At 68.1% G+C, this 26,343-nt stretch carries 22 protein-coding genes and 1 rRNA gene; 13 read left to right on the top strand and 10 right to left on the bottom strand.

Annotated elements, in window-relative coordinates; all coding sequences use genetic code 11:
* Positions 1-182 precede the first annotated feature (182 nt).
* The 6 genes from rrf (at position 183) to phoU (ending at position 7,653) form a co-directional block, all read left to right on the top strand.
* Positions 183-298, top strand: a 5S ribosomal RNA gene (gene rrf, locus BM060_RS23010).
* Positions 299-866: 568 nt separating this feature from the next.
* Entirely contained in the window at positions 867-1,838 is a 972-nt protein-coding gene (locus tag BM060_RS23005) for a phosphate ABC transporter substrate-binding protein PstS (RefSeq protein WP_074983314.1), read from the top strand.
* A 440-nt stretch (positions 1,839-2,278) separates the two neighbouring features.
* Complete coding sequence (locus BM060_RS23000; protein ID WP_371857836.1) at positions 2,279-4,255, top strand: ABC transporter permease subunit; 1,977 nt, start codon at positions 2,279-2,281, stop codon at positions 4,253-4,255.
* 26 nt (positions 4,256-4,281) lie between these two features.
* On the top strand, positions 4,282-5,958 hold the full coding sequence (pstA, locus tag BM060_RS22995; RefSeq protein ID WP_135499848.1) for a phosphate ABC transporter permease PstA: 1,677 nt from the start codon (positions 4,282-4,284) through the stop codon (positions 5,956-5,958).
* Between the two features lie 55 nt (positions 5,959-6,013).
* The gene (pstB, locus tag BM060_RS22990) at positions 6,014-6,850 is read left to right on the top strand and encodes a phosphate ABC transporter ATP-binding protein PstB (RefSeq protein ID WP_009614208.1); all 837 of its coding nucleotides are present in this window, start codon (positions 6,014-6,016) and stop codon (positions 6,848-6,850) included.
* A 74-nt stretch (positions 6,851-6,924) separates the two neighbouring features.
* Complete coding sequence (gene phoU / locus BM060_RS22985) at positions 6,925-7,653, top strand: phosphate signaling complex protein PhoU (protein ID WP_009614205.1); 729 nt, start codon at positions 6,925-6,927, stop codon at positions 7,651-7,653.
* A 294-nt stretch (positions 7,654-7,947) separates the two neighbouring features.
* Here phoU and BM060_RS22980 read toward each other — a convergent pair whose 3' ends face one another.
* Positions 7,948-8,898, bottom strand: a complete 951-nt coding sequence (locus BM060_RS22980) for a LysR family transcriptional regulator (RefSeq protein WP_074983308.1) — start codon at positions 8,896-8,898, stop codon at positions 7,948-7,950.
* A 156-nt stretch (positions 8,899-9,054) separates the two neighbouring features.
* Between BM060_RS22980 and BM060_RS22975 the strand changes: the two genes are divergently transcribed.
* The 4 genes from BM060_RS22975 to BM060_RS22960 all read left to right on the top strand — a co-directional run bounded on the left by BM060_RS22975 (position 9,055) and on the right by BM060_RS22960 (position 13,549).
* Positions 9,055-10,230, top strand: coding sequence for a M20 aminoacylase family protein (locus BM060_RS22975; protein WP_074983306.1), 1,176 nt, complete (start codon positions 9,055-9,057; stop codon positions 10,228-10,230).
* Positions 10,231-10,254: 24 nt separating this feature from the next.
* The gene (locus BM060_RS22970) at positions 10,255-11,565 is read left to right on the top strand and encodes an MFS transporter (protein WP_074983303.1); all 1,311 of its coding nucleotides are present in this window, start codon (positions 10,255-10,257) and stop codon (positions 11,563-11,565) included.
* 89 nt (positions 11,566-11,654) lie between these two features.
* Entirely contained in the window at positions 11,655-12,560 is a 906-nt protein-coding gene (locus BM060_RS22965; RefSeq protein WP_074983300.1) for a response regulator, read from the top strand.
* Positions 12,561-12,652: 92 nt separating this feature from the next.
* Complete coding sequence (locus tag BM060_RS22960; RefSeq protein WP_074983298.1) at positions 12,653-13,549, top strand: peptidoglycan DD-metalloendopeptidase family protein; 897 nt, start codon at positions 12,653-12,655, stop codon at positions 13,547-13,549.
* On the opposite strand, the gene BM060_RS22955 is transcribed toward BM060_RS22960, so the two are convergent.
* From BM060_RS22955 to phoB, 6 genes are all read right to left on the bottom strand, one after another.
* Positions 13,539-14,240, bottom strand: a complete 702-nt coding sequence (locus BM060_RS22955) for a GntR family transcriptional regulator (RefSeq protein WP_074983295.1) — start codon at positions 14,238-14,240, stop codon at positions 13,539-13,541. The two genes, BM060_RS22960 and BM060_RS22955, sit on opposite strands and share 11 nt — an antisense overlap.
* Positions 14,237-14,938, bottom strand: a complete 702-nt coding sequence (locus tag BM060_RS22950) for a FadR/GntR family transcriptional regulator (protein WP_074983292.1) — start codon at positions 14,936-14,938, stop codon at positions 14,237-14,239. Before BM060_RS22950 ends, BM060_RS22955 begins: the two co-directional genes overlap by 4 nt.
* Before the next feature lie 65 nt (positions 14,939-15,003).
* Positions 15,004-16,317 carry a C4-dicarboxylate transporter DctA gene (locus tag BM060_RS22945; RefSeq protein WP_074983289.1) on the bottom strand — a complete coding sequence of 438 codons (1,314 nt, stop codon included), beginning with the start codon at positions 16,315-16,317 and terminating at the stop codon, positions 15,004-15,006.
* Between the two features lie 599 nt (positions 16,318-16,916).
* The gene (locus BM060_RS22940) at positions 16,917-18,257 is read right to left on the bottom strand and encodes a hemolysin family protein (protein ID WP_074983286.1); all 1,341 of its coding nucleotides are present in this window, start codon (positions 18,255-18,257) and stop codon (positions 16,917-16,919) included.
* Positions 18,258-18,327: 70 nt separating this feature from the next.
* The gene (gene phoR, locus BM060_RS22935; RefSeq protein WP_074983284.1) at positions 18,328-19,620 is read right to left on the bottom strand and encodes a phosphate regulon sensor histidine kinase PhoR; all 1,293 of its coding nucleotides are present in this window, start codon (positions 19,618-19,620) and stop codon (positions 18,328-18,330) included.
* Positions 19,621-19,659: 39 nt separating this feature from the next.
* A complete protein-coding gene (gene phoB / locus BM060_RS22930) occupies positions 19,660-20,349 on the bottom strand; it encodes a phosphate regulon transcriptional regulator PhoB (RefSeq protein ID WP_009614187.1) in 690 nt (229 codons plus the stop codon).
* Positions 20,350-20,595: 246 nt separating this feature from the next.
* Here phoB and BM060_RS22925 point away from each other — a divergent pair, with 246 nt between their 5' ends.
* Positions 20,596-20,961, top strand: a complete 366-nt coding sequence (locus BM060_RS22925; RefSeq protein WP_074983281.1) for a COG4315 family predicted lipoprotein — start codon at positions 20,596-20,598, stop codon at positions 20,959-20,961.
* Between the two features lie 204 nt (positions 20,962-21,165).
* Here the strand turns inward: BM060_RS22925 and ubiA are convergent, their stop codons facing one another.
* The 3 genes from ubiA to glcC form a co-directional block, all read right to left on the bottom strand.
* Entirely contained in the window at positions 21,166-22,056 is an 891-nt protein-coding gene (ubiA, locus tag BM060_RS22920) for a 4-hydroxybenzoate octaprenyltransferase (RefSeq protein WP_074983279.1), read from the bottom strand.
* Between the two features lie 28 nt (positions 22,057-22,084).
* Positions 22,085-22,615, bottom strand: a complete 531-nt coding sequence (locus BM060_RS22915) for a chorismate lyase (protein WP_083426820.1) — start codon at positions 22,613-22,615, stop codon at positions 22,085-22,087.
* Positions 22,616-22,727: 112 nt separating this feature from the next.
* A complete protein-coding gene (gene glcC, locus BM060_RS22910; protein ID WP_074983273.1) occupies positions 22,728-23,501 on the bottom strand; it encodes a transcriptional regulator GlcC in 774 nt (257 codons plus the stop codon).
* Positions 23,502-23,752: 251 nt separating this feature from the next.
* Here glcC and glcD point away from each other — a divergent pair, with 251 nt between their 5' ends.
* On the top strand, positions 23,753-25,252 hold the full coding sequence (gene glcD, locus BM060_RS22905) for a glycolate oxidase subunit GlcD (RefSeq protein ID WP_074983271.1): 1,500 nt from the start codon (positions 23,753-23,755) through the stop codon (positions 25,250-25,252).
* Complete coding sequence (glcE, locus tag BM060_RS22900) at positions 25,252-26,331, top strand: glycolate oxidase subunit GlcE (RefSeq protein ID WP_074983268.1); 1,080 nt, start codon at positions 25,252-25,254, stop codon at positions 26,329-26,331. The genes glcD and glcE overlap by 1 nt, the downstream gene beginning before the upstream one ends.
* Positions 26,332-26,343: the final 12 nt, after the last annotated feature.

Raw genomic sequence — 26,343 nt, 5'->3', positions numbered from 1 at the left:
GAGGCGTTGAGCTAACCGATACTAATTGCCCGTGAGGCTTGACCATATAACACCCAAACAATTTGTGTGTTGGACGGTGAAGTCGACGAACCGAAAGTTCGTGAGAACCGCAAATAAAATACCTGTCACATACCCGAATCTGGGTGAGCGTGTGCGCAAGCCACGAGCATCCGAAAGAATTGCTTGACGACCATAGAGCGTTGGAACCACCTGATCCCATCCCGAACTCAGTAGTGAAACGATGCATCGCCGATGGTAGTGTGGGGTTTCCCCATGTGAGAGTAGGTCATCGTCAAGCACCTATCCCAAAACCCCTGATCAGCCTGGCTGGTCGGGGGTTTTGCTTTTGGGGCGCGGAAAAGTCGGGGCGACGGGAGCAGATACCCGCGTAGGAGCGGACCTTGTCCGCGATAGCCGGCGGTCCCGGCGCGTTTCGCGGATGAGATCCGCTCCTACGCCGCCCCACCTGCGCCATTCCCCCTGTAGGCGCGCGCCCTGCGCGCGAAATCGCGGGCAGGGCCCGCGAAGGTCTGTGCCGAGGTGCTCTTCGTAGGAGCGAGCTTGCTCGCGAACAAGCCCCGTCGCGGAGTCTGTTCGCGAGCAAGCTCGCTCCTACAGGCGGGTTCGGACCTCGGCGAAACCCATGCGGCCATGGCGATGGGTATCGCTTCGCTCAACACCATCCTACGCGGGCGTTTCTTCGGCGCTCGTTGCGACTGAAATATTCCGTAATAAATACCGTCACATTTCTTCTTCGAGCCCGTCGGTTTTCATCTGGCTGTCACATTGCTTTCATAGAGTCTGCTCGCGCCCCATGAGAGCGGCGCCGAATTCCAGCCAGTCGGCCTTTCCCCAAGGAGCAAGGCATGAAAATCAAGCGTTTGATGGCGGCGCTGACCTTCGCCGCCGCCGGCGTGGGCGCTGCCAGCGCTTTCGCCGCGATCGACCCGGCGCTGCCGGACTACCAGAAGACCAGCGGCGTCTCTGGCAACCTCTCCAGCGTGGGCTCGGATACTCTGGCCAACCTCATGACGCTGTGGGCCGAGGAGTACAAGCGCCTGTACCCGAGCGTGAACGTGCAGATTCAGGCCGCGGGCTCCTCCACCGCCCCACCGGCGCTCACCGAGGGCACCGCCAACCTCGGCCCGATGAGCCGCAAGATGAAGGACGTCGAGCTGCAGGCCTTCGAGCAGAAGTACGGCTACAAGCCCACCGCCGTGCCCGTCGCGGTCGACGCCCTGGCCGTCTTCGTGCACAAGGACAACCCCATCAAGGGCCTGACCATGCAGCAGGTCGACGCCATCTTCTCGGCCACCCGCCTGTGCGGCGCCAAGCAGGACGTGAAGACCTGGAGCGACCTGGGCCTGGGCGGCGACTGGGCCAACAAGCCGGTGCAGCTGTTCGGGCGCAACTCGGTTTCCGGCACCTACGGCTATTTCAAGGAAGAGGCCCTGTGCAAGGGTGACTTCAAGCCCAACGTCAACGAGCAGCCGGGCTCCGCCTCGGTGGTGCAGTCGATCAGCCAGTCGCTCAACGGCATCGGCTACTCCGGCATCGGCTACAAGACCGCCAGCGTGAAGACCGTGGCCCTGGCCAAGAAGCAGGGCGACCCCTACGTCGAGGACAACGAGCAGAACGCGCTGAACGGCACCTACCCGCTGGCGCGCTTCCTCTACGTCTACGTGAACAAGGCGCCGAACAAGCCCCTGGACCCGCTGGAAGCCCAATTCCTGAAGATGGTGCTGTCCAAGACCGGCCAGGAAGTCGTGGTCAAGGACGGCTACATCCCGCTGCCGTCCAAGGTCGCGGCGAAGGCGATCAAGGAACTGGGACTCTAGGTAGCGCCCCCGCCAGCCGTCCATGGGCTGAGCGGTAGGTGACCCAGCCCGTTGGCAGGCAACTGCCGACGGGCTTCGTCTCGTCATCTCTGTGTCATGTTTCTGTCATAGACTGCCGCAAGCGTGTCGCCCCCATGAATGACCTGGCCACTTCGTCGATGAGCAATTCCACCCCCGAGCGGATCGATTTCAATACCCCGACCCTGCGTCGCAAACGCCGCATGCGCGCCCTCAAGGACCGCCTGACGCGCTGGTACGTGCTGGTCGGCGGCCTGTCCGTGCTGGTGGCCATCACCCTCATCTTCTTCTACCTGGCCTATGTGGTGCTGCCACTGTTCCGCGGCGCCGAGCTGGATGCCCGCGCGCCCCTGGCCCCGGCCTGGCTGAAGGAAGTACAGGCACCCCTGCTGCTGAGCATCGAGGAGCAGAACCAGGTGGCCATGCGCGTGGCCGCCGACGGCCAGGTGCTGTTCTTCGACCTGGACAGCGGCGCCGAACTCAGCCGCCAGGCGCTCAAGCTGCCGGCCGGCAGCCAGGTGGTCTCCATCGCCGAGGACCAGCCGGGGCACCCGATGGTGGCGCTGGGCCTGTCCAACGGCCAGGTTCTGGTGTTCCGTCATGCCTACAAGGTCACCTACCCGGACAACCGCAAGACCATCACCCCGCAGATCGACTACCCCTACGGCGAGGCGCCCATCAGCCTCGACCCGCAAGGCCGCGCGCTGGAGCACGTGGCCCTGGCCTCGGACGACGACGGCCTGCTGCTGGCCGGCTCCACCGGCAGCCAGATGCTGCTGCTGAGCCTGACCAGCCAGGAGAACATGCTCACCGGCGAGACCACCCTGGAGCAGGAGGCCGTGAACCTGCCGCAGATCGCCGACCCGGTGAAGGCGATCTACCTGGACCCGCGCAAGCAGTGGCTGTACGTCATCAACGGCCGCGCCCAGGCCGACGTCTTCGACCTGCGCACCCGCCAGCTCAACGGCCGCTACAAGCTGCTCGACCATGCCAACCGCGAGGTCACCGCCAGCGCCCAGTTGCTGGGCGGCATTTCGTTGATGATCGGCAACTCCGACGGTGGCATCAGCCAGTGGTTCATGGCCCGCGACACCGACGGCGAACCGCGCCTGGCGCACGTGCGCGACTTCCAGCTGGGCAGTAAGCCGATCACCGCCATCGTTCCCGAGCAGCGCCGCAAGGGCTTCGTCGCCCTGGACAGCGCCGGCGAGCTCGGCGTGTTCCACAGCACCGCGCACCGCACTTTGCTGGAGCAGCAAGTGGCGCCGGGCAACGGCGTGCTGGCCCTGTCGCCGCGGGCCAACCGCCTGTTGCTGGAGCAGGGTGGCCAACTGCGCGGCTTCGACCTGAGCAACCCGCACCCGGAGGTTTCCTGGAGCGCGCTCTGGGGCAAGGTCTGGTACGAAAGCTACGACAAGCCGCAGTACGTCTGGCAGTCCACCGCCGCCACCACCGACTTCGAGCCCAAGCTGAGCCTGGCGCCGCTGACCTTCGGCACCCTCAAGGCGGCCTTCTACGCAATGATCCTGGCCGCCCCGCTGGCCATCGCCGCGGCCGTCTACACCGCCTACTTCATGGCTCCGGCGATGCGCCGCAAGGTCAAGCCGGTGATCGAGCTGATGGAGGCGTTGCCGACGGTGATCCTCGGCTTCTTCGCCGGCCTGTTCCTCGCGCCCTACGTCGAAGGCCACCTGCCGGGCATCTTCAGCCTGCTGCTGCTCACCCCGCTGGGCATCCTGCTCGCCGGCCTGCTCTGGAGCCGCCTGCCCGAGCGCATCCGCCTGGCGCTGCCGGACGGCTGGGAAGCGGCCATCCTCATTCCCGTAGTGCTCGGCGTCGGCGCCTTCGCCCTGTGGCTCAGCCCGCACCTGGAAACCGCCTTCTTCGGCGGCGACATGCGCCTGTGGATAAGCCATGACCTGGGCATCACCTACGACCAGCGCAACGCCCTGATCGTCGGCCTGGCCATGGGCTTCGCGGTGATCCCGAACATCTTCTCCATCGCCGAGGACGCCATCTTCAGCGTGCCCCGCAGCCTCACCTACGGCTCCCTGGCCCTGGGCGCCACGCCCTGGCAGACGCTGACCCGCGTGGTGATCCTCACCGCCAGCCCGGGCATTTTCTCGGCGCTGATGATCGGCATGGGCCGCGCGGTGGGCGAGACCATGATCGTGCTGATGGCCACCGGCAACACCCCGGTGATGGACATGAACATCTTCCAGGGCATGCGCACCCTGGCGGCGAACGTGGCGGTGGAAATGCCCGAGTCGGAGGTGGGCGGCACCCACTACCGCGTGCTGTTCCTTTCGGCGCTGGTGCTGCTGACCTTCACCTTCGTGATGAACACCCTGGCCGAGCTGATCCGTCAGCGGCTGCGGAAGAAATACGCGTCGCTCTGACCGGCGTCTGAAGAGGCACTTTTCACGTGAAACAGAAGCAGGAAACGGTGAAAGCCTGGTTCGCCAGCGGTTCTCCCTGGGTGTGGATGAACGCCGGCGCGGTTTCCATCGCGGTGATCATGACCCTCGGCCTGCTGGCCGTCATCGCCGTGCGCGGCCTCGGCCATTTCTGGCCGGCCGACGTGCTGGAGGCGCGCTACAGCGTGCCCGGGCAGGAGGCGAAGGTGCTGATCGGCGAAGAAGTGCAGGTCGAGGAAGTGCCGCGCGAACGCCTGCGCGGCGCCGGCCTGCCGGTACCGGCCGAAGGCCCCGAATTCATGACCCGCGAGCTGCTCAAGCTGGGCAACCGCGACCTCTACGGCAGCGACTTCTCCTGGGTGATCGGCGACTGGCTCGCCGAGCGGCGCTGGCCGCAGGAGCTGGTGACCCTGGAGCGCCGCGAGTGGGGCAACTTCTACGGCTACCTGGTCAGCGTGAAGCAGGACGGCCAGGTGGTGGCCCAGGGCGCCGACGCCATGCCCGAGCTGCAGCAGCGCCTGCAACGGGTGGAGGGCTTGTACGACCAGCTCTACCAGTTGGAGAAGAAGGACATCGGCAGCATCAACCACGAGCTGGAGCGCCTGCGCCTGAAGGAGCGCCGCCTGCAACTGCACGGCGAGCTGGATGCCACCGCCCAGGCCGACCTCGCCGCCGCCCGCGCCGAGCTGCAGGGACGCTACCGCGAGTACGAAGACCGGCTGGGCGAGCTGCGCCAGCAGTTCAACCGCGACAGCGTGGTGATGCGCGACGCCGGCGGCCGCGAGACCGAGATCAGCCTCGGCAAGCTGGTCCATGCCTACCAGCCCAACGCCATGGGCTTCGGCGCCAAGCTGTCGTTCTACTTCAAGAAGCTCTGGGAGTTCCTCAGCGAGGACCCGCGCGAGGCCAACACCGAGGGCGGCATCTTCCCGGCGATCTTCGGCACCGTGATGATGACCCTGGTGATGGCGGTGATCGTCACCCCGTTCGGCGTCATCGCCGCGGTCTACCTGCGCGAGTACGCGCGCCAGGGCCTGCTGACGCGGGTGATCCGCATCGCCGTGAACAACCTCGCCGGGGTCCCGGCCATCGTCTACGGCGTGTTTGGCCTGGGCTTCTTCGTCTACGTGCTGGGCGGCTCGATCGACCGGCTGTTCTTCCCCGAGGCGCTGCCGGCGCCGACCTTCGGCACCCCGGGGCTGTTCTGGGCCTCGCTGACCCTGGCGATCCTCGCCGTGCCGGTGGTGATCGTGGCCACCGAGGAAGGCCTGTCGCGCATCCCGCGGGCGATCCGCGAGGGCTCCCTGGCCCTGGGCGCGACCAAGGCCGAGACGCTGTGGAAGATCGTCCTGCCCATGGCCAGCCCGGCCATGATGACCGGCCTGATCCTCGCCGTGGCGCGCGCCGCCGGCGAGGTGGCGCCGCTGATGCTGGTGGGCGTGGTGAAGCTGGCGCCGTCGCTGCCGGTGAACGGCAACTACCCCTACGTGCACCTGGACCAGAAGATCATGCACCTGGGCTTCCACATCTACGACGTCGGCTTCCAGAGCCCCAACGTCGAGGCCGCGCGGCCGCTGGTGTACGCCACCGCGCTGCTGTTGGTGCTGGTGATCGCCCTGCTGAACTTCTCCGCCATCGCCATCCGCAACCGCCTGCGCGAGAAGTACAAGGCGCTGGAAAACTGATCCGCGGCCGCTGCCCGCACAGGCGGCGGCCCGAGCCTCCAACGGGAGAGACGAGATGCAACAAGAACCCCATCGCCATGGCATCGACCTCGCCGCCCTCGGCCGGCCGATCCGCGAGGGCATGCGCCTGGACAAGGAGACCGTGGCCCTGGAAGTGCCCGGCCTGAACCTGTTCTACGGCCAGAAGCAGGCGCTGTTCGACGTCGCCATGCAGATCCCCAAGCAGCGCGTGACCGCCTTCATCGGCCCGTCCGGCTGCGGCAAGTCGACCCTGCTGCGCTGCTTCAACCGCATGAACGACCTGGTCGACGACTGCCGCGTGGAAGGCGAGATCCGCCTCGACGGCCACGACATCTTCGCCCGCGGCGTGGACGTGGCCGAGCTGCGCCGCCGCGTCGGCATGGTGTTCCAGAAGCCCAACCCCTTCCCCAAGACCATCTACGAGAACGTGGTCTACGGCCTGCGCATCCAGGGCGTGAACAAGAAGCGCACCCTCGACGAAGCGGTGGAATGGGCGCTCAAGGGCGCCGCGCTGTGGGAGGAGGTGAAGGACCGCCTGCACGAGTCGGCCCTGGGCCTGTCCGGCGGCCAGCAGCAGCGCCTGGTGATCGCCCGGACCATCGCGGTGGAGCCGGAAGTGCTGCTGCTCGACGAGCCCTGCTCGGCGCTGGACCCGATCTCCACGCTGAAGATCGAGGAACTGATCTACGAACTGAAATCCAAGTTCACCATCGTGATAGTCACCCACAACATGCAGCAGGCCGCGCGGGTCTCCGACTACACGGCGTTCATGTACATGGGCAAGCTGATCGAGTTCGGCGACACCGACACGCTCTTCACCAACCCGGCGAAGAAGCAGACCGAGGACTACATCACCGGGCGCTACGGCTAAGGGCCGGGCAGCGGTCGCATCATAAATCTGCAACCTTCGGCGCGTAGCCTGCAGCTTTCGCGGAGCGAAACCACATGATCAACAAAGAAAGTCTCAGCCATCACATCTCCCAGCAGTTCAACGCCGAGCTGGAAGACGTGCGCAGCCACCTCCTGGCCATGGGCGGGCTGGTGGAGAAACAGGTCAACGACGCAGTCACCGCGCTGATCGACGCCGACTCGGGCCTGGCCCAGCAGGTGCGCGAGATCGACGACCAGATCAACCAGATGGAGCGCAACATCGACGAGGAATGCCTGCGCATCCTCGCTCGCCGCCAGCCGGCGGCCTCCGACCTGCGCCTGATCATCAGCATCTCCAAGTCGGTGATCGACCTCGAGCGCATCGGCGACGAAGCCTCGAAGATCGCCCGTCGCGCCATCCAGCTGTGCGAGGAAGGCGAGTCGCCGCGCGGCTACGTCGAGGTGCGCCACATCGGCGGCCAGGTGCGCAAGATGGTGCAGGAGGCGCTGGACGCCTTCGCCCGTTTCGACGCCGACCTGGCGCTGTCGGTGGCGCAGTACGACAAGACCGTCGACCGCGAGTACAAGACCGCCCTGCGCGAACTGGTGACCTACATGATGGAAGACCCGCGGGCCATCTCCCGGGTGCTCAACGTCATCTGGGCCCTGCGCTCGCTGGAGCGTATCGGCGACCACGCGCGCAACATCGCCGAACTGGTGATCTACCTGGTGCGCGGCACCGACGTCCGCCACATCGGCCTGACGCGCATGAAGGAAGAAGTGCAGGGCAAGTCCGATAGCTGAGCCGCACCTGGGCCCATGGCAGCGCCGAGGTGCTCATCGGTGGATCACCTCGCGGAGCAACTGCCTTGCCGACAGCGCCGGGGTGCTCTTCGTAGGAGCGAGCTTGCTCGCGAATGAGCCCCGTCGCGGAGTTTGTTCGCGAGCAAGCTCGCTCCTACGAAAAAGCCGTGCTCGCCGAAACGCCAACGCCATCGTGGTAGGCCCTTGTAGGAGCGCGCCCTGCGCGCGATTCGCGGGCAGGGCCCGCTCCTACAGGTATGGGGATAGCGTAGGAGCGCCGCGGTCTTGGCCGCCTCAGAAATTCAACCTCACCATCTCCGCCAACTGCCGGCCCGCGGGATCGCGGGCGCGGCTGTTGTCTTTCAGCGCCTGCTGCAGGCAATGGATGAAGTGCCGGGAGGTCGCGTCCAGCCCCTGGTCACGCAGGCGGATGATGCTGATGTCCCCGTCCGGCAACGGTTCCTCCAGCGCCAGGGCCCGTGCGCCGCTGCGCAGCGGTTCGCAGAGCATCATCGGCTGCGGCGCGTAGCCGAGCAGGCCGGCGTCGACGATCAGGCTGCTGAGCATGCCTGCGGAATGGGCGCAGACGATGCGTTCGCGGGCGATCTGCAGGCCATGCTGGCCGAACAGTTCATGGGTGGTCTCGGCGTAGCGGTCGGCGGTGAAGTTCATCGTCCAGTCGTGCTCCAGCAACTGCCTCAACGAGCGCGCCGCGGCTAGCGGGTGGCCGTTGCGGGCCACCACCTGCATGCGGTAGTGCGCCAGCGGCTGATGCACGAATTCCGCGCCCTGGAGGATGCCCGCCGGGCCCAGGGCGAACTGCATGCGGCCCGTGCGCAGCAGCGGCAGGATCACCGCTTGCAGCCCCTCGTACAGCTCCAGGTGGACCTGCGGCATGTCCCTGCGGAAGGCCTGCAGGGCGTTGCCCAGCAAGGTCTGGCCGAACCAGGGGGTGACGCCGACGCACAGCGTCGCTGCGCCTTCGCCGCGCAGGGCGGCCAGTTCCTGGCGGGCGCTGTCGAGCTGGGTGGCGATCTGCCGGGCGCGGGGCAGCAGCACCTGCCCGGCGGTGGTCAGCCGGGCGCCGCCGGCGTGGCGCATCAGCAATGGCAGGCCCTGTTCTTCCTCCAGCTCGCGCAGGGCGCGGGTCACCGCGGCCTGGCTGAGGCCCAGGCCACGGGCCGCGGCGCGGATGCCGCCGCCGTCGGCCACCGCTACCAGGGCCTGCAACTGATGCAGTTTCAACGCTCGCCTCCCCTCCGAACACCGGAGATCGTCACGACAACATTTTTTTGGCTTATGCGCATGCGGCGCCGACGCTAGGGTAATCCACGCCCAGCATACCGGCCGGTCACGGGCATCGATCCAGTCCAATCCCACAAGAAAAACAGGAGCGAGCCGATGAACAGAGCCTGCATAGCGCCGGGCATAGCCGCCATCGTCCCGGAAATGGTCGAACTGCGCCGGGCCATCCACGCCGAACCCGAGCTGGGCTTCGAAGAGTACTCCACCCGCGAGCGGGTCATCGAACGGCTGCGCGCCTGGGGCTACGAGATCGCCGAGATGGCCGGCACCGGGGTGATCGCCACGCTGCGCAACGGCCCCGGCCCGGTGCTGGGCCTGCGCGCCGAGCTGGATGCGCTGCCGATCCACGAGCAGAGCGGGCTGCCCTGGAGCAGCCGGGTGCCCGGCAAGATGCACGCCTGCGGCCACGACGGGCACACCGCCATGCTCCTGGCCGCGGCCTGCGAGCTGGCCCGCGAGCGCAGCTGGCGCGGCACCCTGCACCTGTTCTTCCAGCCCGCCGAGGAAGGCCATGGCGGCTCCGGGGCCAAGCGCATGCTCGACGAGGGCCTGCTGCAACGCTTCCCCTGCGACGCCCTGTTCGCCATGCACAACCTGCCCGGCCTGGCCGAGGGGCGCTTCATGGTCATGCCTGGGCCGTGCATGGCCTCGGCCGACGACGTGACCATCCTCATCCACGGCCGCGGCGGCCACGGCGCCATGCCCGAGCAGACGGTGGACCCGATCCTGGCCGGCGCCGCGCTGGTCAGCGCCCTGCAGAGCCTGGTGTCGCGCAACGTGCCGCCGTCCGAGGCGGCGGTGCTGACCGTGGGCGCCTTCCTCGCCGGAGACGCCAGCAACGTCATCCCCGACAGCGCCGAACTGCGCCTGAGCGTGCGCGCGCTGAGCCCGCAGGTACGCGAGCTGCTGCTGCGGCGCATCCATGAACTGGCGCAGCAGCTGGCCGCCAGCTTCGGCGCCCGCGCCGAAGTCCTGGTGGCGGCGGACGGCTACCCGGTGCTGGTCAACGACCCCGGCTGCGCAGGGCTGGTCTGCGAGCTGGTCCTCGACTGGCTCGGCGACGAGGGCCTGGAGCCCGAGCCGCGGCCCATCCACGCCAGCGAGGACTTCGCCTTCTGGCTGGAGCAGGCGCCCGGCTGCTACCTGATGATCGGCAATGGCGACGGCGAGGGCGGTTGCGCGGTGCACAACCCCGGGTACGACTTCAACGACCGCATCCTGCCGCTGGGCGCGACCTTCTGGGTCCGCCTGGCGCAGCGCTTCCTGGCCTGAATCCTTCCCGCGGGGAATCCCAGCATGACAACAAGAACGACATCCTTCGCTGCGAGTGCCGAACCTTCCCGTGCCGGGCGCACCCGCGCCATTGCCGCGGTGTGCCTGGGCAACGCCCTGGAGTTCTACGACTTCCTCGTCTACAGCCTGCTCGCCACGCTGATGGCGCGGCTGTTCTTCCCCTTCGGGGAAAACCCGCTGACTTCGCTGATGCTGTCCTTCGCGGTGTTCGGCACCGGCTTCATCATGCGCCCGCTCGGCGGCCTGCTGATAGGCCTGTACGCCGACCGCGCCGGGCGCAAGGCGGCCATGCGCCTGACGCTGTGGCTGATGGCCCTGGGCGCGCTGCTGTTCACCGTGGCGCCGACCTACGCCCAGGCCGGGCTGGTCGGGCCGCTGGTGATCATAGTCGCGCGCCTGCTGCAGGGCTTCGCCGTCGGCGGGCAGGTGGGCACCGCCACCACCATCCTGATGGAATACGCCGGCTCGGGCTCGCGGGCCTACTACTGCAGCTGGCAGGTGTTCAGCCAGAGCCTGGGCACCATCATGGGCGCGCTGGTGGTGCTGACGCTGAGCAACCTGCTGAGCCCCGAGGCCATGGACAGCTGGGGCTGGCGGGCGGTCTTCGCGGTGGGCATCCTGGCCATCCCGGTCAGCGAATACATCCGCCACCGCCTGGAGGAAACCCTGCCGGCCGCCGCCCAGGGCGACAGCCGGCAGGCGCGGGAAGGCGGCCTGGCGCTGCTGTGCCGGCATCCGCGGCAGTTGGTCACCGGCGTGCTGCTGGTGATCGGCGTTTCGGTGCCGGTCTACATCACCCAGTTCTACCTGGCCAACCACGCCATCAGCGTGCTGGGCATGCCGCTGGGCGTCGCCACCTGGGCCGCGGTGGTGAGCAGCCTGCCGTCGCTGCTGCTGGCGCCCCACGCCGGGCGCCTGAGCGATCGCATCGGCCGGCGCCGCTCGATCTTCTGGCCGCTGCCGATCCTGTTGCTGGCGACCTACCCGGCGTTCCTGCTGCTCAACCAATGGCCCAGCATCGGCCTGCTGCTGCTGATCGTGGGGCTGCTCAACATCCCGCTGACGTACGGCATGGTGGCGTCCCTGGCGATCCTGCCGGAGCTGTTCCCGGCGGCGATCCGCGCCACCGGCCTGTCGGTCACCTACTGCGTCGGCGTCGCGCTGTTCGGCGGTTTCGCGCAGTTCTTCGCCGCCGGGCTGATCGACCTCACCGGCAGCCCGAACGCGCCGGCCTGGTACCTGGTGGGCGCCATCCTGCTATGCCTGGCCGGGTTGCGGATGGTTCCGGAAACCGTAGGGCGAACGCTGGATTGATTGACGGATGTGTCCGACCGGTCACGCCGGCATGGCATCCTGCCAGTGCCCGAGGCTATCCTTCGCCTTGGCGTTCCAGGGAGTCGACGATGAGCAAGGTCAGTGTTCTGGTGGTGGATGATGCACCTTTCATCCGCGACCTGGTGAAGAAGGGATTGCGCGACCATTTTCCGGGGTTGCGCATCGAGGAGGCGGTGAACGGCCGCAAGGCCCAGCAGCACCTCGCCCGCCACGCGGTCGACCTGATCCTCTGCGACTGGGAGATGCCGGAGATGTCCGGCATCGAACTGCTCGGCTGGTGCCGCGCCCAGGCGTCGCTGAAGGACGTTCCCTTCATCATGGTGACCAGCCGCGGCGACAAGGAGAACGTGGTCCAGGCCATCCAGGCCGGGGTGTCGGACTACATCGGCAAGCCCTTCTCCAATGACCAGTTGGTGAGCAAGGTGCGCAAGGCCCTGAGCCGCAGCGGCAAGCTCGATGCCCTGCTGGCCTCGGCACCGCAGCGGAGCCTGGCCAGTGGCCCGCCGAACGACTCCCTCGCCGCCCTCACCGGCGGCAAGGCCGAGGTGGTGCGCGCCCCGGCCGCTCCAGCCGCGGCCCCGGCGCCTGCCCGTCCGGCTCCTGCTGCCGCGCCGGCCCCCGCGCCTGCGCGCAGTGGCGCCCAGGGCAAGGGCCAGGGGCAGTTGCGCCTGCCCAATGCCAGCCTGCCCTGCGTGATCCGCGGGCTCAGCCTGAAGGAGGCGCAGCTGGTGGTGAAGCGCGGCCAGGTGCTGCCGCAGGTGCTGGAAACCGCGGTGCTCGACCTGGAGGAGGACAACGAGGTGGCGCGCCTGAACGGCTACCTGCACTCGGTGGCGGCGCTGGAACCCAAGCCCGACAGCGAGTGGCTGCTGCTGTTGCTGCGCTTCGTCGACCGCGACCCGCAGAAGCTCGACTACCTGTCGCGCCTGATCGCCCGCGGCAGCACCCAGAAGCACTACGTCCCCGGCGCCTGAGGCCTGCTTCACAGCCCGACGGCCGGCGGCTCGCCGCTGCCGGCCGCGGCTGCTAGTCTTGCTGGCGTCGAATACCTATAACCAGAGTCGACATGCTAGGGCGCTTTTTCTTCCTCTGCAGTCTATGGATGGCTGCAGGGCCGGCTGCGGCCGTGACCATCTACAAATACGTCGACGCCAATGGCGTGGTCACCTACACGGACAAGGCCGTGGCGGGTGCGCAGGTGTTCGTCTTCCGCGACCGCATGGTCGAGCACCTGGAGCAGCAGGTGAAGCTGCAGACGCTCAGGCACGACGGCTTCGAGACCCTGCAGGTGCGCAACGACCTCTACGCTCCGGTGGAGGTGGAGCTGAGCGTGAGCGCCGCGCAGAACGCCGTGGGCGTGCCGGAGCGGCCGATCCGCTGGGTGCTGGCGCCGCGCAGTGCCATCCGCCTGGCCACGCTGAGCCCGCGCGATGCGTCGCGGCCGATGCAGTACAAGCCCAAGCTGCGCTATGCCCTGGGCGACCCGCGCCTGCAACCTGTGGCCTACGATTATCCGCTGCCCTGGCGTGGCGGGCCCTTCCGCCTGACCCAGGGCGCCAACGGCAAGTACAGCCACTTCACCCCCAAGAGCCGTTACGCGCTGGACATCGCCATGCCCGAGGGCACGCCCATCGTGGCCGCCCGCGGCGGCACCGTGGTGAAGGTGGAGAACGCCCAGAGCGGGCGCGGCAACAACCCCTCCGGCAACTTCGTGCGCATCCTCCACGACGACGGCACCATGGGCGTGTACCTGCACCTGATGCGCGGCTCGGTGCTGGTCAGCGAGGGCCAGCGCGTCGGCGTCGGCACGCCCCTGGCGCGCTCGGGCAACACCGGCAACAGCAGCGGCCCGCACCTGCACTTCGTGGTGCAGCGCAACGTCGGCCTGGCGCTGGAATCCATCCCCTACGACTTCGCCCAGCCGGTGGGCACCTTGCCGAACTTCGCGGTGGTCAAGGAATAGCCAGCTTCCCGGCGAAGGCCGCGCGCAGGTCGGTGGTCGGCGGCGGGGCGAAGCGCAGGCGCTCGCCCACGCCGCGCAGGTAGCTTTCCAGGCAGGCGCAGGCGCGTTCCGCGTCGCCTTCACCCAGGGCTTCGAGCATCTCTGCCTGTTGCCGGCAACTGTCCGCGGTGTGGGCCTGGCCGCGGCCCAGGGCGATGCTCACGGCCAGGCGCTCCAGCAGCGGGCCCAGCAGGTCGGGCAACAGGGGATTGGCTGACAGCTGGGCCAGGCGCAGGTGCAGGTTCTGGGCCCATTCCTGGACGCCCAGTGCGTCGCCCGCCGCCAGGCACTGGCGCTGGGCGCCGAGCATTTCCCGCAGTTCCGCCAAGTGCTGGCCGTCCAGCCTTCCGGCCAGGCGCCGGAGCATGTCGCTTTCCAGCAGCAGGCGGGTTTCCAGCAGTTGGCGCAGGCGTTGCGGGTCGGGGCGGGCGACGCTGGCGATGCGCCGTGGCGCCAGTTCCACCGCGCCTTCCCGGGCCAGGCGCTGCAGGGCGCGGCGCACGCTGCTGGGGCCGGCGTGGAAGATCCGCCCGAGGGTTTCCTGGCTGAGTGGCGCGGCCGGCCGCAGGCGCCGCGAGAGGATGGCGGCGTGCAGGTCCTCGTAGATCCGCTGGGCCTGGCCCCGGCGGCGCGGGCCCGTTTCGCCGTTCATCGTCCCGTCCCCGCTTCCGGCACGCGCAGCGCCAGGTTCAGGCGCAGGCCTTCGTTGAGGATGTGCTGGCGCATGGCCTGGCTGGCGCCTTCGCTGTCATGCTGGCGGATGGCGCGGACGATGGCCTCGTGCTCGGCCAGCAGTTCTTCGGCATGGGCGGCGTTGCGCTGGATGAGGTGGTCGCTCTGCTCCAGGGCGCCGGCGATCTGCTGCGAGACGCTGAGGAAGATCGGGTTGGAGGTCAGCGCCACCAGCTTGCGGTGGAAGCCGTTGTAGGCCTCGACCACGGCGGCGGCGCGGCCGTCCTCCACCGCTTCGCGCATGTCCAGCAGCAGCAGGCGCAGGCGGCCGAGGGAATCGCCGTCGATGCTCTGCGCCACCAGCCCGGCGATGAAGGGCTCCAGGGCGTAGCGCAGTTGCAGCACGTCTTCCAGGGTGGCCGTGGCCGGGGCGCGGATCTCGCGCAGGGCGTTATCGTCACGCTCCAGCACCATCACGCCCTTGCCGGGCAGCGAGCGCACCACGCCGAGGGTCTCCAGCACGGTGATGGCCTCGCGCAGGCTGGGCCGGCTGATTTCCAGCTGCTCGGCCAGTTCGCGCTGGCCCGGCAGCATCTGGCCGGCCGCCCAGCGCCCTTGCTCTATGGTCTCGAGCAGTTTCTGAACCACTGAATTGACCAGTTTGGATGAGGAAAACATGGTTGCTCCTGAGGCAGTTAAGGCGCGCGCCGCGCCTATTGGAGCGGCGCGCGCGGCGGCTGTCATCAGCCGCGCAGTTCGCCCTTGCCGGGCGTGGCGACCAGGGTCTTGTTCGCCCCGGGTTCGCCGTTGAGTACCGAACGTGTGCGTTGCAGGTCGATGTCGTTTTCCCAGCGGGCGATGACCACGGTGGCGACGCAGTTGCCGATCAGGTTGGTCAGCGCCCGGCCGATGCCCATGAACCAATCCACCGAGAGCACCAGCACCAGGCCCGCGGCGGGAATCGCCGGCACCGCGGCGAGGGTGGCGGCGAGGATCACCAGGGCCGAGCCGGGGATGCCGTGGGCGCCCTTGGAGGTCACCAGCGACACCAGCAGGATGGTCAGCAGGTCGCTGATGGCCAGCGGCGTGCCGGTGGCATGGGCGATGAACACCACCGCCAGGGTCAGGTAGATGGAGAAGCCGTCGAGGTTGAAGGAGTAGCCGGTGGGGATCACCAGGCCCACGGTGGAGCTGCGGATGCCCATGTTCTCCAGCTTGCGCATCACCTGCGGCAGCACGGCGTCGGAAGAGGCGGTGCCGAGGACGATCAGCAGTTCCTCGCGGAAGTAGCGCAGGAACGGCCGCAGGCGCACGCCGCTCAGGCGCAGCACGGTGCCCAGCACCAGGCACACGAAGAGGATGCAGGTGAGGTAGAACACCAGCACCAGCGCGCCCAGGTGGCTCAGCGACTCCAGGCCGTAGCGGCTGGTGGTGAAGGCCACGGCGCCGAACACGCCCAGCGGCGCCAGGCGCACGATCATGCCCATGATGCGGAAGACCACGTGGCTGAACTCGTTGACCAGCCGCGCCACGCCGCTGGCCTGTTCGCCCACCAGGTTCAGGGCGCTGCCGAACAGCACGGCGAACACCAGCACCTGGAGGATGTCGTTGTTGGCGAAGGCGCTGAACACCGAGGTGGGGATCAGGCCCATGATGAAGTCCACCGGCCCGTGGATGTCCTTGGTGTGCGCGGTGTAGGTCGCGGCATCGCCGGCGGAGAGGCCGCTCAGGTCGATGTTGGCGCCGCTGCCCAGGCCGCTGCCGTAGGCCACCAGCAGGCCGAGGAGGAGGGCGAGGGTGGTGAGGATCTCGAAGTAGACCACCGACTTCAGGCCGATGCGCCCGACCTTCTTCAGGTCGCCGGCGCCGGAGATGCCGTTGACCACCACGCAGAACACGATGAGCGCGATGAGCATCTTGATCAGCTTGATGAAGCCGTCGCCCAGGGGCTTGAGCTGGGACGAAAGCTCCGGAAGGCCGACACCGAACAGCACGCCGAGGGCCAGGCCGAGCACCACTTGCAGGAAGATCGAGCGGGAACAGCGGTGGATGAGCATTGGGGGTCTCCGTTGTCTGCGCCCGTCCGCATCCACGGGGGAGGGCTGAGGCGCGCAGTTATTGTTCTGGTATTACCGGTCAGACCAGTGCAACTTATGCCCATGTGGCTCCGCTGGCAAGAGCGAATGCGGGGATGGGACGACGAGTGGTTTTGGGGAGTGGCCTTTGAGCAGGACGTGGAAGCTCTAGGACGGAGCTTCCAACGAGGTGCTAGGGGTGGGGATTTTTTAGTTGGCGATGGGAGAGGGCCTGTGGGGGGAACGCAACTGGTCAGGCCGGTGCGTTGGGTATCCCAATCGCGGACGGAGTCCGCTCCTACACCTTCCGGCAAACACAACACCCGTAGGATGGGTTGAGCGAAGCGATACCCATCACCAATGACCGCGTGGGTTTCGCAAGCTCAACCCATCCTACGAAAAGCGCCCCGGTGCAGTGGACAAGACGGTTGTTCCTACACCGTGCTTTCCAGGGCCCTGCATGACCGGTCAGACCGGGAGGCGGTGTAGGAGCGAGCTTGCTCGCGAACAAACGCGGTGCCATGTGGTTCGCGAGCAAGCTCGCTCCTACGAAAAGCGCCTCGGCGCAGCTTGCAGCCGCGTCAGTCCAGCTTGACCACCTTGGCCAGGACGATCTTCGGACCCTTCATCTTCTTCACGATGATGCGCAGGCCTTCGGCTTCCAGCACTTCTTCCTCTTCCGGCACGCGCTTGAGTGTCTCGTAGATCAGGCCGGCGAGGGTGTCCGCCTCGATGTGGTCGAGGTCGATGCCCAGCAGGCGCTCCACCTTGAACAGCGGGGTGTCGCCGCGCACCAGCAGCTTGCCCGGCTGGTAGGCGAGGATGCCGCGCTCGGTCTTGCGGTGCTCGTCCTGGATGTCGCCGACCAGCACTTCCAGCACGTCTTCCATGGTCAGGTAGCCGATCACCTTGTGGTCGGCTTCCTCCACCAGGGCGAAGTGCGCGCCGCCCTGGCGGAACTGCTCCAGCAGGCGCGACAGCGGCATGTGCTTGGTCACCAGCTCCAGCGGGTGGGCCAGCTCGTCCAGGTCGATGGTTTCCGGCTGGCTGTCGGTGGTCGCCAGTTCCAGCAGCAGGTCCTTGATGTGCAGCAGGCCGGTGAACTCGCCCTTCTCGGCGTCGAACACCGGGTAGCGGCTGTACTTGTGCCGGCGGATGGTCGCCAGCACGTCGGCCAGCGGCGCGTGGCGCTCCAGGTAGACCAGGTCTTCGCGGGAGTTGGCCCAGTCCACCACTTCCAGCTCGCCCAGCTCCACCGCCGAGGCCAGCACGCGCATGCCCTGGTCGCTGGGGTCCTGGCCGCGGCTGGAGTGCAGGATCAGCTTGAGCTCCTCGCGGCTGTAGTGGTGCTCGTGGTGCGGGCCCGGCTCGCCCTGGCCGGCGATCTTGAGGATGGCGTTGGCGCTGGCGTTGAGCAGCCAGATGGCCGGGTACATCGCCCAGTAGAACAGGTACAGCGGCACCGCCGTCCACAGCGACAGCAGCTCCGGCTTGCGGATCGCCCAGCTCTTGGGCGCCAACTCGCCGACCACGATGTGCAGGTAGGAGATGATGAAGAAGGCGCTGAAGAAGGACACGCCGCGGATGACTTCCTCGGAGTGCACGCCCACCGCGGCCAGCAGCGGCTCCAGCAGCTCGGCGAAGGCCGGCTCGCCGACCCAGCCCAGGCCCAGGGAGGCCAGGGTGATGCCCAACTGGCAGGCGGAGAGGTAGGCGTCGAGCTGGTTGTGCACCTTGCGCAGGATGCTGCCGCGCCAGCCGTGTTGCTTGGCGATGGTCTCCACGCGGGTGGCGCGCAGCTTGACCATGGCGAACTCGGCGGCGACGAAGAAGCCGTTGAGCAGGACGAGGAGAAGGGCGAAGAGTACGAGGCCGAAATCGGCGAAATAGGTCAGCAATTCGCTACTGGGGGAAGGGTCCATGGTTCTGTTGGCTGATGAATGAGCGAGTAAGCATGGCGGCAGCGTGCGGCCGTGGCAAGACGACGTTGGTTCAGGCGACCTGCTGCCGCGGGAAGTGGCAGACGAAGCTGCTGCCCTTGCCCAGCACGCTGCTGATGTCCAGGGTGGCGCGGTGGCGGATCAGCACGTGCTTGACGATGGCCAGGCCCAGGCCGGTGCCGCCGGTGCTGGCGTTGCGGCTGGAGTCCACGCGGTAGAAGCGCTCGGTCAGGCGCGGCAGGTGCTTGGGGTCGATGCCGATGCCGCTGTCCTGCACCGACAGGTGCGCGCCCTGCTCGTCGCCCCACCAGCGGATGCGGATCTCGCCGCCCTCGGGGGTGTACTTGACTGCGTTGAACACCAGGTTGGAGAAGGCGCTGCGCAGCTCGGCCTCGCTGCCCTTGAGCTTCACCCTGGGATCGGCCTCCAGGCTGATGCGGTGCTCGCGGGCGCCGGACAGCGCCTGGGCGTCGTTGCGGATGGCCAGCAGCATCAGGTCCACCGCCACTGGCTTGTTGTCCGCCGGGTAGTCGGTGGCTTCCAGCTTGGCCAGCAGCAGCAGGTCGTTGAGCAGGCCCTGCATGCGCGCGGCCTGCTGCTGCATCTGCTGCAGGGCGCGGGCCCAGCGCGGGTTGATGTTCTCGGCGTTGTCGAGGAAGGTCTCCAGGTAGCCGGCGATCACCGTCAGCGGCGTGCGCAGCTCGTGGGAGACGTTGGCGACGAAGTCCTTGCGCATCTGCTCCAGGCGCTGCACCCGGGTCACGTCGCGGACCAGCATCAGGTGCTCGCCGTTGCCGTAGAGGGTGATCTGGAACTGCAGCAGCTTGTCGTCCACCGGCGAGGGCATGTCCAGCGGCTCCTGGTAGTCGCCGCGGGCGAAGTATTCCTTGAAGCGCGGGTTGCGGATCAGGTTGGTCACCGCCTGGCCGCCGTCCTGCGGGCTCTTCAGGCCGAGCAGGCGTTCGGCGGCGAGGTTCCACCACTCCAGGTTGCCGTCGGCGTCGAGCATGACCACGGCATCGCGCAGCGCCGCGGTGGATTCCTGCATGCGGTCGATCACCGCCTGCAGGCGCCCGCGGGCGCGCTGGTTGCGCCGCTGCAGGTGGTAGATGCTGTCGAACACCTCGCCCCACAGGCCGTAGCCGTCCGGCGGCGGTTCGTCCTCGCGGTGGTTCTTCAGCCATTTGTGCAGGCGCAGCACCTGCCAGAGGGTCCAGCCGAGGTAGACGCCCAGGCAGCCTGCCAGGGCCCAACCGTATTGCCCGCTCACCACGCCGATCAGCGCGGCGGCGACTATCAACAGCAGCAGATGGCGGATCAGGGCGCCACGCCAGTCTTGGTTCACCAGGTCCTTTCCTTGTGAATATCAGGCGCGGGGGCGCGGTCAGCTCTTGGTGGAGAAACGATAGCCGGTTCCGCGGACCGTCTGCACCAGGTTCTCGTAGACCTCGCCCAGGGCCTTGCGCAGGCGGCGGATGTGCACGTCGACGGTGCGTTCCTCCACGTAGACGTTGCCGCCCCACACCTGGTCCAGCAACTGGCCGCGGGTGTAGGCGCGCTCCTGGTGGGTCATGAAGAACTGCAGCAGGCGGTACTCGGTGGGGCCCATCTCGGCCGGCTTGCCGTCGATGGTGACGCGGTGGCTGATGGGGTCGAGCAGCAGGCCGCCGACCTCGATCGGCGTCTCGCTGTCGCCGGCGCCGGTGCGGCGCAGCACGGCTTTCAGGCGGGCCACCAGCTCGCGCGGCGAGAAGGGCTTGGTGATGTAGTCGTCGGCGCCGACCTCAAGACCCTGGATCTTGTTGTCCTCCTCGCCCTTGGCGGTGAGCATGATGATCGGGATGCCCTGGGTCATCTCGTCGCGCTTCAGGCGCCGCGCCAGCTCGATGCCGGAGGTGCCCGGCAGCATCCAGTCGAGCAGGATCAGGTCCGGCTTGCGGTCGACGATGGTGGCGTGGGCCTGCTGAGCGTTTTCCGCTTCCAGGCACTCGTAGCCGGCCATCTCCAGGGCCACGGCGATCATCTCGCGGATCGGCGCTTCGTCGTCAACGATGAGGATTGTCTTGCCAACCATGGTCTTGCCTCGGGAATTCTGTACTGCGCCGCATTAGATAACGGAATTATTACAGCGATGTGACGCGGGCATGTTAGCCGAGGCAGGCGCCCGGCGGGGAACGGGGCGCTCTACTATGCTGTCGTGACCGCCCTGTTCCGGGCGGCCCCATGCGCGCCACCGGGGCCGTTGTGACGGCCTGCCCGACCTGCCGCCGTTCCCGCCGCGCCTTCCTTGCGAGTCCTACCTCAGAAGAGGAGATTCACGATGAACTGCAAACACCTGGCGCTGGCCCTGGGCCTGGCGCTGCCGGCCCTGGCCGCGCAGGCGGCGGAACCGGCGATGACCAAGGACGGCATGCTGGTCGATGCCAAGGGCATGACGCTGTACACCTTCGACAAGGACAGCGGCGGCAAGTCGGTGTGCAACGACAAGTGCGCGCAGAACTGGCCGCCCCTGGCCGCCGAGACCGGCGCCATGGCCAGCGGCGACTGGAGCGTGATCACCCGCGACGACGGCACCCAGCAATGGGCCTACAAGGGCAAGCCGCTGTACACCTTCGTCCAGGACAAGGCCGCGGGCGAAGTGAAGGGCGACGGCAAGATGAACGCCTGGCATATCGCCAAACCATAACCGCACACCCTGGCCGGGCCGGCGTAGGGCGTATAACCGTTCGCGGTTATACGCCGCTACACCGTTATTCCCGGCAACGCCTTGGCCGAGCCCGGGAGAAGGCAAGAGCGAACCCGGGCTTGCCATCGAGCGAGCCGATGGCGAAGGTCAAACGGCGTATAACCGCGAACGGTTATACGCCCTACATCCTACGGGGATGGCTTCTCAGCGCAGCGCGTAATCCACCACGGTGCCGACGAAGATCGCCAGGCCCGCCCAGTGGTTGTGCAGGAAGGCCTTGAAGCAGGCCTGCGGGTCGCGGTCGCGGGTGGAGTGGAATTCCCAGGCGAAGCAGCCGGCGGCCACCACCAGGCCGGCGTAGAACCACAGGCCCATGTGCAGCTTGCCGGCGGCCAGCACCAGTAGCAGGAGCATCAGGCCCTGCAGCGTCAGGTTGATCACCCGGTCGGCGTCGCCGAAGAGGATGGCGGTGGATTTCACCCCGATCTTCAGGTCGTCCTCGCGGTCGGTCATGGCGTAGTAGGTGTCGTAGGCCACCGTCCACAGCACGTTGGCGAAGAACAGCAGCCAGGCCGCGGCCGGCAGCGTGCCGCTGGCGGCGGTGAAGGCCATGGGGATGCCCCAGGAGAAGGCCGCGCCCAGCACCACCTGCGGGTAGTAGGTGTAGCGCTTCATGAAGGGGTAGAGCGCGGCGATGGCGGCGCCGCCGAAGGACAGCCAGATGGTCTGCTCGTTGGTGCACAGCACCAGCACGAAGCTGCTGGCCAGCAGGGCGAAGAAGGCGATCCAGGCCTCGCTCACGCTGATCTTGCCGGTGGCCAGGGGACGGGCCTTGGTGCGCGCCACGTGGCCGTCGAAGTCGCGGTCGGCGAAGTCGTTGATCACGCAGCCGGCGGCGCGCATCAGCACGGTGCCGAGGACGAAGATCACCAGGTTCTTCAGGCTGGGCAGGCCGCCGCTGGCCATCCACAGCGCCCACAGCGTCGGCCACAGCAGCAGGTAGATGCCGATGGGCTTGTCCATGCGCGTCAGCTGGATGAAGTCCCAGGCGCGGGGGTGCAGGCGGGCGAGGGGTTTGATCAGGGCGGCGAACATGGCGGGCTCCGGCGGTCGACCGGAGGGATTATACGGCCTCGACTCCGGCTGCGCGCCACAGGCGCGGCAGGAACACCTCGGCCACCAGCACGCCCAGGCGGTCGCGGCGGAAGCACGAGCGGCGGCCCCAGAGCAGCGCGCGGCGCACCTCCAGGGGCAGGAAGGGCGCGGGGTACAGGCACACCTCGATGACGTCGCGGCGGAAGGCGCTGTCGCTGAACAGCAGCTCGCCCAGGGAACGGCTGCCGAGCTGCGCCAGGTCGAAGCCCGAGGCCTCCAGGGCCGAGCGGGCCGCCACGCTGCGGGCGAAGACCCACGGCTGGCCGTGGCCGCGCAGGTAGACCTCGCGCACCCAGCCCTGGCTGTGGCTGGGCACGCCCAGCGCCTTGCATTCGTCGTCGCGCAGCACCTGCCAGCCCTCCAGCAGCGGCTCGACGCTGAAGGCGCCTTCGGCGAGGGCGGTGAGGCGGCGGGTCAGGGAGCCCTGGTCGAACAGCCAGTCGTGTACGGCGGGCTCGACGTTGGCCGGCAACTGGTCTTCGTTGAGCCAGTTCGGCAGAGGTACGGAAAGGTCGGACACGGGAATTCAACGCTGACGTAGGACCGCCGCAGGGTACCACGGAACGTCGATCGTTAGCCTGCGACCTATCGCCCCGAGCCCCGCCCGCGGCTCATTCCCAGCCCTGCAGGCGCATGGTGGCGCGGACCAGGCGCTGCTCCTCCTGCTCGATCTCGCGCAGGTTGTCGCGGATGCTGTGGATATGTTCGCGGGCGGCGCGCTGGGCCTGGTCCGGCAGGCGCTCGACGATGGCGTTGTACAGGCGCGTGTGCTGACGGTCGATCTGCCGCTTCTGCACCGGCCGGTGGTAGAGGTTGTTCACCGAGGCGAACACGGTGCTGAGCATCAGTTCGCTGAGCGACTGCAGGGTGTGCACCAGCACCGGGTTGTGCGAGGCCTCGCTGATGGCCCGGTGGAAGGCGTGGTCGCGGCGGGCATGTTCGCGCGGGTCCAGCGGCGGCGTCTCGCTCTGCGCCAGGAGCATTTCCTCGTAGCGGCGCTTGAGCAGGATCAGGTCGGCGTCGGTGGCGCGCAGCGCGGCCAGGCGCGCGGATTCGCCTTCCAGCAGGGCGCGTACCTCCAGCAGGTCGTAGAGGGTACGGGGCTGCGAGGCGAACAGGTGCATCAGCGGCGTGGCGTCGTTGGCCCGGCTGAGGTCGGCGACGAAGGAGCCGCGGCCCTGCTCGGTGTCGATGATGCCGCGCCCGCGGAGGATGCGCAGGCCCTCGCGCAGCGCCGAGCGCGAGCAGCCGAGCTTGTCCACCAGGCGCCGCTCCGAGGGCAGCGCCTGGCCGACCTTGAGCACGCCGTCGACGATCAGCCGCTCGATGCGCTCGGCCACCTGGTCGGCTACCCGCGCGCGGGTGGCCGTGCTTTCGCTTTCCATTCGTCCTCCAACTGGTCCTACCAGTTCGAATGCCTGGCGCCACTGTAGAACACCCGGAGCGCTTTGATAAGGCCGCTGAGCGGCGTCTTGACCAAAAGTCCAGGGACTAAACTGGTAGGACCAGTTCTGCGGCAACTGGACGCAGGGCCGCCCGGTGGTCCAGTCTGCGCCGACCTGAGACCCGTCAGTCCAGCAGCCGCCCGGCCCGCCGGGCGGCGCCACCCATAAGAAAAACCACCGTGTGAGACCCGATGAACATCCTCTACGATGAGCGCCTCGACGGCGCACTGCCGAAGGTGGACAAGGCCGCGCTGCTCGCCGAACTGCGCGCCGCGCTGCCGGACCTGGAGATCCTCCACGAGGCCGAGGACCTGCGCCCCTACGAGTGCGACGGCCTCTCCGCCTACCGCAGCACGCCGATGCTGGTGGTGCTGCCCGAACACGTCGAGCAGGTGCAGACACTGCTGCGCCTGTGCCACCGCATGCAGGTGCCGGTGGTCGCCCGCGGCGCCGGCACCGGGTTGTCCGGCGGCGCGCTGCCGCTGGAGCAGGGCGTGCTGCTGGTGATGGCGCGCTTCAAGCGCATCCTCGAAGTGAACCCCGAAGGCCGCTACGCCCGCGTGCAGCCCGGCGTGCGCAACCTGGCCATCTCCCTGGCCGCCGCGCCCCACGGCCTGTACTACGCGCCGGACCCGTCGTCGCAGATCGCCTGTTCCATCGGCGGCAACGTCGCCGAGAACGCCGGCGGCGTGCACTGCCTGAAGTATGGGCTGACGGTTCATAACCTGCTCAAGGTGGAAATCATCACCATCGACGGCGAGCGCCTGACCCTCGGCTCCGACGCACTCGACAGCCCCGGCTTCGACCTGCTGGCGCTGTTCACCGGCTCCGAAGGCATGCTCGGCGTGGTGGTCGAGGTGACCGTCAAGCTGCTGCCCAAGCCGCAGGTGGCCAAGGTGCTGATGGCCAGCTTCGACGACGTCGAGAAGGCCGGCCGCGCGGTGGGCGACATCATCGCCGAGGGCATCATTCCCGGCGGCCTGGAGATGATGGACAACCTGTCGATCCGCGCCGCCGAGGACTTCATCCACGCCGGCTACCCGGTGGACGCCGCGGCCATCCTGCTGTGCGAGCTGGATGGCGTGGAATCCGACGTGCACGAGGACTGCGAGCGCGTCGACGCCGTGCTGCGCAAGGCCGGCGCCACCGACGTGCGCCTGGCCCGCGACGAGGAGGAGCGCGCCAAGTTCTGGGCCGGGCGCAAGAACGCCTTCCCGGCGGTGGGGCGCATCTCCCCGGACTACTACTGCATGGACGGCACCATTCCGCGCCGCGAGCTGCCGCGGGTGCTCAACGGCATCGCCGAGCTGTCCGAGGAGCACGGCCTGCGGGTGGCCAACGTGTTCCACGCCGGCGACGGCAACATGCACCCGCTGATCCTCTTCGATGCCAACGTCCCCGGCGAGCTGGAACGCGCCGAAGCCCTGGGCGGGAAGATCCTCGAACTCTGCGTGGCGGTGGGCGGCAGCATCACCGGCGAGCACGGCGTGGGCCGCGAGAAGATCAACCAGATGTGCGCCCAGTTCAACAGCGACGAGCTGACGCTGTTCCACGCGGTGAAGGCCGCCTTCGACCCGCAGGGCCTGCTCAACCCGGGCAAGAACATCCCGACCCTGCACCGCTGCGCCGAATTCGGCGCCATGCACATCCACCACGGCCAGCTGCCGTTCCCGGAACTGGAGCGCTTCTGATGGACAAACAGCACTTCGACCCCCGGGCCGGCCACGACCGCAGCGCCGAGCTGCTCGAACAGGTGCGCCAGGCCCTGGCGGAAAAGACCGCCCTGGCCATCCGCGGCGGCTCCAGCAAGGCCTTCCTCGGCCGCTGGGTGGAGGCCCGCCCGCTGGACGTGGCCGGGCACACCGGCATCGTCTCCTACGACCCCACCGAACTGGTGATCACCGCCCGCGCCGGCACCCCGCTGCGCGAGCTGAACGCCGCGCTGGACAGCGCCGGGCAGATGCTCGCCTGCGAGGCGCCCTGTTTCACGGAAAACGCCACGGTCGGCGGCATGCTCGCCGCCGGGCTGTCCGGCCCGCGCCGGCCCTGGGCTGGCGCGGTGCGCGACTTCGTCCTCGGCACCCGGCTGATCAGCGGCCTGGGCACCCATCTGCGCTTCGGCGGCGAGGTGATGAAGAACGTCGCCGGCTACGACCTGTCGCGCCTGCTGGCCGGCAGCTTCGGCTGCCTGGGCGTCATCACCGAGGCCTCGTTCAAGGTCCTGCCCAAGCCGCGCTGCCGCATCAGCCTGCGCCAGGCCATCCCCCTGGAGCGCGCCCTGCTGCGTCTTGGCGAATGGGGCCAGCAGCCGCTGCCGCTGAGCGCCGCCGCCCACGACGGCGAGCACCTGTACCTGCGCTTCGAGGGCAACGAAGGCTCGGTGCGCGCCGCCTGCGACCGCATCGGCGGCGACGCCCTGGACGACGCCTGGTGGGACGACCTGCGCGAACAGCGCCTGGACTTCTTCCGCGACCCGCGGCCGCTCTGGCGCCTGTCGCTGCCGGCGCTGAGCGCGCCGCTGGCGCTGCCCGGCGAGCAACTGCTGGACTGGGGCGGCGCGCAGCGCTGGCTGAAGTCCGAGGCTTCCGCCGCGGAAATCCGCCAGGCCGTGAGCGCCGTCGGCGGCCACGCCAGCTGCTTCACCCCGGGCCAGGTCGACGAGCCGCTGCACCCGCTGCCGGCGCCCCTGCTCAAGCTGCACCGCTCGCTGAAGCGCCAGCTCGACCCGCAGGGCATCTTCAACCCCGGGCGCATGTACGCCGACTTCTGACGCGGATAGACC

The organism is Pseudomonas citronellolis, assembly GCF_900112375.1.
Classification (GTDB): domain Bacteria; phylum Pseudomonadota; class Gammaproteobacteria; order Pseudomonadales; family Pseudomonadaceae; genus Pseudomonas; species Pseudomonas citronellolis.
This window is presented reverse-complemented; position numbering and strand designations above follow the sequence as displayed.